General features: G+C 69.3%; 1 protein-coding gene. It reads left to right on the top strand.

The features are described from left to right. Positions 1-84 precede the first annotated feature (84 nt). Positions 85-1,335 (top strand): IS701 family transposase, encoded by a 1,251-nt coding sequence (locus tag C3488_RS39605; protein WP_181139390.1) that lies wholly within the window; start codon positions 85-87, stop codon positions 1,333-1,335. The last annotated feature ends 115 nt before the right edge of the window (positions 1,336-1,450 follow it).

Raw genomic sequence — 1,450 nt, 5'->3', positions numbered from 1 at the left:
CTAGTAGGGCTTGGTCAGCTTCAGTCGTGAGTGGCGTGTCTGTTGGGCTGTGGGTGTCGTTGTGGGGGTGTGACACCTGGGGAGATGGCCGAGGTCCGGGAGGACCTGGAGGCGTTCACGGCGGAGTTGTTCGACGGGTTCTTCCGTGCTGACCAGCGGTGGTGGGGTCAGGTGTATGTGCGGGGGCTGCTGCTGGAGGGCAGACGTAAGTCGGTGGAGCCGATGGCCGCCCGGCTGGGTGAGGACGGTAACCGGCAGGCGCTGGCGCACTTCGTGACGAGCAGCCCGTGGAATCCGGCGCACGTGCAGGCCCGCCTGGCCTGGATGATGCAGGACGTGATCGCACCGGAGGCTCTGATCGTGGACGACACCGGGTTCCTCAAGGACGGGAATGCCTCGGCGTGTGTGTCCCGGCAGTACACCGGCACCGCCGGCAAGGTCACCAACTGCCAGGTGGGAGTGTCGCTGCACCTGGCCAACGACCGTGCCTCGGCCGCGATCGGCTGGCGGCTGTTCGTGCCCGCCTCCTGGGATCCGGCCTCGCCCGAGGCCGACCCGGACAAGGTCGCCCGCCGCGGCCGCTGCGGCATCCCCGCGCAGGCGGGCCACGTGGAGAAGTGGCAGCTGGCCCTGGACATGATCGACGAGGCGCGGTCGTGGGGCGTCGAGGTGCCCCTGGTCGTGGCGGATGCCGGATATGGCGATGCAGCCGCCTTCCGCAGCGGCCTGGAGGAACGCAACCTGCCCTACGCGGTCGGCATCTCCGGCCGCCACACCGCTCATCCTGCCGACGCCCGGCCCGTCCAGCCCGTCTACGCGGGCACCGGCCGGCCGCCGAAGAGGCAGTATCCCGACCCGCCGCAGACCATGAAAGACCTCGTCATCGCGGCCGGCCGGGCAGCCGCTCGGCCAGTGTCCTGGCGGGAGGGATCCCGGCCAGGCACGAGCCGGAGCGGCTTCAAGCGCATGTACTCACGTTTTGTCGCCCTCAGGGTCCGGCCCGCCGGACGAGGAATCCGCAAGGCGGCCGGCGATCCGGAACTGCCCGAGCGCTGGCTGCTGGCCGAATGGCCCGCCGGCGAACCCGAGCCGGTGCAGTTCTGGCTGTCCAGCCTGCCCTCCGGGATGCCGCTGGCCACATTGGTGCGGCTGACCAAACTGCGCTGGCGCATCGAGCACGACTACCGCGAGATGAAACAGGCCCTCGGGCTGGCGCACTTCGAGGGCCGCACCTGGAACGGCTGGCATCACCATGTCACCCTCGTCTCCGCAGCCCACGCCTTCTGCACACTCCAACGGCTGGCACGAGACCCAAAAGACCGGGTGCGGGACTGAGCCTCTACCAAGTAGTCCGCGAACTGCAGACACTCCTCGCCCTCTGGGCCGGCGCCTGCCCTACCTGCCACCGCGACATACCCACCCCAATACGGACCTGACCAAGCCCTACTAG

The organism is Streptomyces sp. Ru72, from assembly GCF_002920635.1.
In the GTDB taxonomy this organism is placed as follows: domain Bacteria; phylum Actinomycetota; class Actinomycetes; order Streptomycetales; family Streptomycetaceae; genus Streptomyces.
The sequence above is the reverse complement of the archived record's forward strand: the minus strand, read 5'-3'. Positions and strand labels throughout refer to the sequence as shown.

What these genes read in the sequence shown, in the direction of transcription:
- C3488_RS39605 (WP_181139390.1), top strand. Translation starts at nt 85, where the DNA reads ATGGCCGAGGTCCGGGAGGACCTGGAGGCGTTCACGGCGGAGTTGTTC.